5 protein-coding genes are annotated in these 7561 nt (G+C 63.8%); all 5 read right to left on the bottom strand.

Annotation, left to right across the window (positions count from 1 at the left end; genetic code table 11):
* Positions 1–276: 276 nt before the first annotated feature.
* The 5 genes from ACK543_RS12535 to ACK543_RS12515 all read right to left on the bottom strand — a co-directional run bounded on the left by ACK543_RS12535 (position 277) and on the right by ACK543_RS12515 (position 7102).
* The gene (locus ACK543_RS12535) at positions 277–1047 is read right to left on the bottom strand and encodes a 5'-methylthioadenosine/adenosylhomocysteine nucleosidase (RefSeq protein ID WP_409943178.1); all 771 of its coding nucleotides are present in this window, start codon (positions 1045–1047) and stop codon (positions 277–279) included.
* 239 nt (positions 1048–1286) lie between these two features.
* Positions 1287–2966, bottom strand: coding sequence for a long-chain-fatty-acid--CoA ligase (locus ACK543_RS12530; RefSeq protein ID WP_409943177.1), 1680 nt, complete (start codon positions 2964–2966; stop codon positions 1287–1289).
* A gap of 302 nt (positions 2967–3268) precedes the next feature.
* Entirely contained in the window at positions 3269–4681 is a 1413-nt protein-coding gene (pntB, locus tag ACK543_RS12525) for a Re/Si-specific NAD(P)(+) transhydrogenase subunit beta (protein WP_409943176.1), read from the bottom strand.
* A 34-nt stretch (positions 4682–4715) separates the two neighbouring features.
* Positions 4716–6317 (bottom strand): Re/Si-specific NAD(P)(+) transhydrogenase subunit alpha, encoded by a 1602-nt coding sequence (locus ACK543_RS12520; protein ID WP_409943175.1) that lies wholly within the window; start codon positions 6315–6317, stop codon positions 4716–4718.
* Between the two features lie 62 nt (positions 6318–6379).
* The gene (locus ACK543_RS12515) at positions 6380–7102 is read right to left on the bottom strand and encodes a hypothetical protein (protein ID WP_409943174.1); all 723 of its coding nucleotides are present in this window, start codon (positions 7100–7102) and stop codon (positions 6380–6382) included.
* Positions 7103–7561: the final 459 nt, after the last annotated feature.

Genomic DNA, 7561 nt, shown 5'->3' with positions numbered 1-7561 from the left:
GGGCCGGTGTGCCTGGTTACCACGCCATAGCCTTTTGCAGCACATCAAAGCCCTGGCCAGAGCACTTGGCAGCCCAAAATCAACAGAAAAACTCGCTTCGCTCCGCCTTCGACCAATTGCCGTGAAATATTCGGGCTAAGCCGGTTCCGCGGTGGCGCTGGCATTCGGGCGCGCCGGTTTCACGGGGCGGCCGGAAACCCAATCGCCGCCCTGACCAGAAATCCGGATCAAATCACCCGGTAGCGCCTGTATCTATTGCTAATTCAGCTATTATATTTATAGCAATCGCATAAGACCGAGCATGATGTGCTCGGCATAGCGGCTGGCCACGGTTTGCACGAATGCGGCGAAATCGACGTGGGCGGTGTCGTCGGCGCGATCGGAGATGGTGCGCATGGCGGCAAAGGGTACGCCGTAGTCGTGGCACACCTGGGCGACGGCGGCGCCCTCCATTTCCACGGCCAGCACATCGTGGCCGCCGTCCTGCAGCGCAGTGCGCAGGCGCGACACTTCGTCGGCGGCACTCACAAAGCGGTCACCGCTGACCACGAGGCCGTGGTGCAGCCGGGGCCGGGCAGAGGTGCCGTCGGCCACCTGGAGCGAAATTTTAGGATCAAAATGACCTGTAGCGCTCGTCACATAAGCGCCAGCAGCTCCTGAAAGAAGAGCAGTCAGCCCAGCATCGCAGGCGAAGCGGTGCCGCGCGTAGCCTGGCACCTCCCAGCGCGGGAACAGGGGTGATACGTCCAGGTCGTGCTGGAGGTACTCCTCGGCCACCACCACATCACCCACTTGCACACCATCGCCAATGCCGCCTGCCACGCCGGTGAAGAGGATGCGCGCCGCGCCAAAGCGCTCGATCAATGCCGTGGCCGTGGTGGCCGCCGCAACCTTGCCGATGCCCGAGAGCGCCAGCACCACCGCACGCCCTTCGATGTCGCCCGTCCAGAATGCGCGTCCCGCATGCGTCACGCGTTGCGGCCTCGCAAGGCGGTGGACCAGCGTGCTCTGCTCTTGCGGCAATGCGCTCAGGATGGCGGTGGCCATGGGCGATGCGGCGAAGCTGGCATGCTACCGGTCAGTGAACGCCGCGCAAGGGCCGCCAAGCCGCCTGAGCGGCGCTCCGCTTGCGTGCGCTGGCGTCGTACCCTTCGCGCTAAGCGCAGCGCAGCGAGACAAGGGGCTGAGGGCCATGGCTCCAAACCTGCCGGCGCAGGCTTGGACGGCCCGAAGAGCTGCCGCTTCTGGCGGCCAGCACCGAGCCCGGAAGCCGCTCAGGGGGTTGATCACTTCTTATCGCGCAGTTCGCGGCGAAGGATCTTGCCCACCGGTGTCTTGGGCAGCTCGGTGCGGAACTCGATCACCTTGGGCTGCTTGTAGCCCGTGAGTTCGGCGCGGCAGAACTCCTTGACCTGGGCTTCGGTCAACGCCGGGTCTTTCTTGACGATGACAAGCTTGACGGCCTCGCCGGTTTTCTCATCGGGCACGCCCACCACGGCGCATTCGAGCACGCCGGGGCAGTTGGCCACCACTTCCTCGACCTCGTTGGGGTAGACATTGAAGCCGCTGACCAACACCATGTCCTTCTTGCGGTCCACGATCTTGAAATAGCCCCGGGCGTCCATGACGCCGATGTCACCGGACTTGAAGTAACCGTCGTCGGTCATGACCTTGGCGGTCTCGTCCGGGCGCTGCCAGTAGCCGGCCATCACCTGCGGGCCCTTGATGGCGATCTCGCCGGGCTGGCCCAGCGTGGTCACCTCGTGGCCATCGTCATCCAGCAGCTTGAGGTAGGTGCTGGGAATCGGCACGCCGATGGTGCCGGTGTATTCGGTGGCCGTGACCGGGTTGCAGCTGGCCGACGGACTGGTCTCCGACAAGCCATAGCCCTCGCAGATAGGGCAGCCGGTCTTCTCAAGCCAGAGCTTGGCGACGGCGCCCTGCACAGCCATGCCTCCGCCGACCGACACCTTGAGGTTCTTCCAGTTGACGGTGTTGAAGTCGGGATGATTGGCCAGGCCGTTGAACAGCGTATTGACCGCCGGGAAGCTGTGGAAGGTGTGCTTGGACAGTTCCTTGAGCACCGCCGGCAGATCGCGCGGGTTGGGGATCAGGATGGTCTTGCCGCCGGTGCGCATGCTCAGCATCATGTTCACGGTGAACGCGAAGATGTGATAGAGCGGCAGCGCGCAGACGCTGGTGGGCTGCTCGCCCGCCGGCACCTTCTTCATCACCGGGTCGTTCCAGGCCTCGGACTGCAGCACGTTGGCGATGACATTGCGGTGCAAAAGCACGGCCCCCTTGCTCACGCCCGTGGTGCCGCCGGTGTACTGCAGCAGCGCGATGTCATCGGGGCGGATATCCGTCTTGCGAAGGTTGCCGCGCGTGCCCTGGGCCACGGCGTCATTGAAGCGGACCGCACCAGGCAGGTCAAAGGCGGGCACCATCTTCTTGACGTTGCGCACCACGTAGTTCACCAGGGCGCCCTTGAGCAGGCCGAGCTGGTCGCCCATGGCGCACAGCACCACATGCTTGACGGGTGTGTTGCCGATGCAGCTTTGCAGCGTGGACGCAAAGTTCTCGATGATGACGATGGCCTTGGCACCAGAGTCCTTGAGCTGGTGCTCCAGCTCGCGCGGCGTGTACAGCGGGTTGACGTTGACCACCACAAACCCAGCGCGCAGGATGGCCGCCACCGTCACCGGGTACTGCGGCACGTTGGGCATCATGATGGCCACGCGGTCGCCCTTGGCCAGGCCCAGGCCCTGCAGGTAGGCGGCAAACGCATTGCTCAGCGAATCGGTCTGGGCGTAGGTGATGTCCTTGCCCATGAAGCTGTAGGCCACGCGGCTGGCGTACTTGCTGAACGCCTCATCCATCAGCGCCACGAGGGACGGGTACTGCGAAGGGTCGATGTCGGCAGGCACCCCCTGGGGGTATGCGGCGAGCCATGGGCGGTCGGTCATTGTTTGTCTCCTGATCAGTGTTATGGGGATGCGAAACCAGACTTACTTTTTGCACGCTCGTGCCTAGGAGCCTGTCGGACTTGGAAATCGTCGGCTGCAAATCGGCCGCAGCGGTCCATTTTTAACCGCCTTTTTGCCCCATAGCTCGGCTATGGGGCAACAAATTCGGCAAAAACTGTCCTCGCTGGGGCCGATTTTCGCTTTCGAAGCTCCAAGTCCGACAGGCTCCTAGGGCCTGTTCAGGCTATTTTTGCCAGTGCGAACAGGCCCTGGTTGGCCGGCAAGTCCTTCCGGCTGGTGTTCTAGCCCTTGAGCGCAGCCAAGACGTCATCGAGCATTTTCTTGGCGTCACCAAAAAGCATGCGGTTGTTGCCCTTGTAGAACAGGGGGTTATCCACCCCGGCATAACCCGATGCCATGGAGCGCTTCATGACGATCGATGTCTTGGCTTTCCACACCTCAAGCACCGGCATGCCAGCGATCGGGCTGGAGGGGTCGTCCAGGGCACTCGGGTTGACGATGTCGTTGGCGCCAATGACCATGGCCACATCGGCATCGGGGAAGTCCTCGTTGATCTCGTCCATCTCCATGACGATGTCATACGGCACCTTAGCTTCGGCCAGCAGCACATTCATGTGGCCGGGCATGCGGCCCGCTACCGGGTGAATGGCGAACCGCACGTTCACGCCCTTTTCGCGCAGGGTCTTGGTGATCTCGTACACGGTGTGCTGCGCCTGGGCCACAGCCATGCCGTAGCCGGGCACGATGATGACGCTCTTGGCATCGCGCAGCAGTTCGGCCGTTTCGGCGGAACTCACGGGCACCGCCTCACCCTGGGGCTCGGCCGCATCGCCCTTCTTGGCGGGCGCGCTGGCGCCCGAGCCAAACCCGCCCGCAATCACACTGATGAAGTTGCGGTTCATGGCGTTGCACATGATGTAGGAGAGGATGGCCCCTGAGGAACCCACCAGCGCGCCCGTGACGATCAGCAGGTCATTGGACAGCATGAAGCCCGTAGCGGCTGCCGCCCAGCCCGAGTAACTGTTGAGCATGGACACCACCACCGGCATGTCGGCACCGCCGATGGCCATCACCATGTGGATGCCAAACAGCAGGGCGATGGCCGTCATCACCATGAGGGGCACCATGCCTTGCTCGATGGTTTCGGCGCGAAGAAATTCACGTCCAAACCAGATCACCACCAGCAGCGCCACCAGGTTGAGCCAATGGCGCCCCGGCAGCAGCAGCGGCTTGCCGCCAATCTTGCCGTTGAGCTTGCCAAAGGCCACTAGCGAGCCCGAGAACGTCACGGCGCCGATCAGGATGCCTACGTAGATCTCGACCTCATGGATGATCTTTTCCGCGCCCTGTAGCTGGATCGACGTATCAACATAGCTGGCAAACCCCACCAGGCAGGCCGCCAGGCCCACCAGGCTGTGCATGAGGGCAACCAGCTCGGGCATCTGGGTCATCTTCACGACCTTGGCGGCATACAGGCCAATGCCGCCGCCGATCACCAGCGCGCCCACAATCCAGGCCACGCCGGCAGGGCTGACGCGCGGTCCGAATACGGTAGCCAGCACGGCCAGCGCCATGCCGACCATGCCGAACAGATTGCCACGACGCGAAGTTTCCGGGTTGGAGAGCCCACCCAGGCTCAGAATGAACAAAATGGCCGCGCCCAGGTAGGCCACGGTAGCGAGACTTTGAGACATGTTCTGTGCTCCTGATTTTCTTGTTGTGATGGAGTTACTTGCGGAACATGGCGAGCATGCGGCGTGTGACCGCAAAGCCGCCGAACATGTTGATGGCCGTAAGCACCAGGGCCGCAAACGCCAGCCAGAGGATCAGCCCGTCCGGTCGTCCGTTCACCCCCGCATCGGGCGGTGCAATCTGCACCAGCGCGCCGATGGCGATGATGCTGGAGATGGCGTTGGTCACGCTCATGAGCGGCGTGTGCAGCGCAGGCGTGACGTTCCACACCACCATGTAGCCGATGAAGCAGGCCAGCACGAACACCGTGACATGCCCGAGGAACGCGGCAGGCGCGTAGGCGCCAACGGCCCAGAACAGCACGGCCAGCACGGCAAACACGATGGTCAGCGTCTTGGCAGACATGGGCTCGCCCGGACCATGGCTGGATTTTTTGGCGACTGCAGGCGCCACTGCAGGCTTGGGTGCGGGCGCCGGCGCCTGTTTGAGCGGCGGGGCAGGCCAGGTGATGGCGCCATCCTTGATCACGGTGAGGCCGCGGATCGCGTCGTCTTCCATGTTGACCACCGCCACGCCGTCCTTGGCCTTGCACAACTCTTCGGTCAGGCGCAGCAGGTTGGTGGCGTATAGCGTGGACGACTGCTTGGCCAGGCGCGATGCCAGATCGGTGTAACCGACGATGGTCACGCCATGGCGCACCACGGCCTGGCCTGGCACCGTCAGTTCGCAATTGCCGCCCTGCTCGGCGGCCATGTCCACGATCACGCTGCCAGGCTTCATGCTCTGCACCATCTCAGCCGTGATGAGCTTGGGCGCGGGCTTGCCGGGGATCAACGCAGTGGTGATGATGATGTCGGCGTCCTTGGCCTGCTCCGCATACATCTTGCGCTGCGCCGCCTGAAAGCCTTCGCTCATGACCTTGGCGTATCCGCCGCCGCCCGAGCCTTCTTCCTCGTAGTCCACCTTGACGAACTCGCCCCCCAAAGATTTGACCTGGTCGGCCACCTCGGCACGGGTGTCATTGGCCCGCACGATGGCGCCCAGGTTGGCCGCCGTCCCGATGGCGGCCAGCCCCGCCACACCAGCACCCGCGATGAAAACCTTGGCCGGTGGCACCTTGCCAGCCGCCGTGATCTGGCCGTTGAAGAATCGGCCGAAGGCATTGGCGGCCTCGATGACCGCGCGATAGCCGCTGACGCCAGCGGTGGAGGTCAGCGCATCCATCTTTTGCGCGCGCGAGAGCGTGCGCGGCAGGCAGTCAATGGCCAGCACCGTCGCCTTGCGGGCCGCCAGCTGCTGCATCAGTTCGGGGTTCTGGGCGGGCCAGATGAAGTCGATGAGCGTGGTGCCCTCCCTCATCAGCGCTACTTCGTCGCTGCTGGGCGGGCGCACCTTCAGGACGATGTCGGCGGCAGCCCATAAGGCGGCAGCACTGGCGACCACCTCGGCGCCTGCTGCCCGGTAGGCGTCATCGCTGAAATTGGCGGCATCTCCGGCGCCCGACTCGATGGTGACGGAAAAACCCAGCTTGATCAGCTTTTCCACCACATCGGGCACGGTAGCCACGCGCTTTTCGCCGGGGAAGATTTCCCGCGGTACACCGATGCGCTGTGGCTGCGGTACTGGGCTTGTCTGCATCAAAGGTCTCCTCGAATGTTTGAAATCGTCATGCAAAACCTACGGGCGGGCACACTTGCGCGCTAACGGCTGGCGGACGGCGTTGGAAAAGGAAACGGCGGAATGGCCAGTTGACCATCCATCATCGCGACACTCAGGCGCGCCGACTGGGCCATATCGCGCGCCCACTGGAGCGACGGGCGGCCCGCCGCCAGAAACTCCATGTTGTTGGTGGCCCTGGGCTGTACCAGCCGTTGGTCCACCAGCGCATCCACATCCACCCAGGCACCTACCTCGGTCGCGTAGCGGTAGCTCAGATAGGTATATGGCTGCCTCAGGGTCAGGGCGCGGTCGGCAAGCCAGCGGACGAGGTCAGGCCGGTTTTGCTCCAGCCACCGCGGGCTGCTGCCCCAGAGCTTCAGGCGCAGGCAGTCTGCGCGCACGGCGCTACCGGCGGCGGCATCTTCCACCATCACATTCCGCTGGGCCGGACAAGAGCCGGCGCCTGCTGCAGACCCGCGCCAGGTGCCCGTGCGGTTGGTGTGCACGCGCAGCACAGCCAGCCACTCACCCTGGGTGCCACGCAGTCCCACTGCGCGTGCCTCCAGCATCAAGCGCCCGTCTGAGCCGGGCGCAACCGTGTCAGCGCGCCCGAGGTCCTGCCATTCGCCAGGGGGCAAAACGAGGCGCGCGCGGCCCACGGGGTGTTCGGTTTGGGGCGGAACCGTCAGCGGCGCGCAGGCGGCCAACAGCACCGCCATCGCACAGGGCACAAGACGCTGCAGCCGTGAAATCATCAGAGTCATAACAGGTGGATTTGTACAGGTGGCACCATCATTCCATGACGTTGAAACCCTGCCGGAAGGGCAGCCCCAACGCCAGAAGTGGGCACGCTTTCCCGCCCGACGCTGCCTTGCAGGTAGCTGACCGCGAGCTTACATGAAGAAAACCTGATCGCTGCCACCGCCATCTTATGCACAGGCGTCCAGCCGGACAAAATCAACCTCAAAACGGCAGTTGGATGCATTTGCCAGCGCTGCTGTTGGGGTGCCAGGCAAGGCGCGACGACGCGGCAGGCTCGTGCCTGCAAGGAGAAGCAACGCCGCATGGCGCTCCAAAAGCGGTGCTGCCAAGTGCTCTGGCCAGGGCTTTGATGTGCTGCAAAAGGCTATGGCGTGGTAACCAGGCACACCGGCCCCCACCCCGACTTGGGTTGCGGGCCGTTTTGGGGTCAACGCACGGGCCAGGCACTGGATGGATTGCCT

The sequence above is a fragment of the Acidovorax sp. genome (assembly GCF_046341535.1).
Classification (GTDB): domain Bacteria; phylum Pseudomonadota; class Gammaproteobacteria; order Burkholderiales; family Burkholderiaceae_C; genus Acidovorax.
The sequence above is the reverse complement of the archived record's forward strand: the minus strand, read 5'-3'. Positions and strand labels throughout refer to the sequence as shown.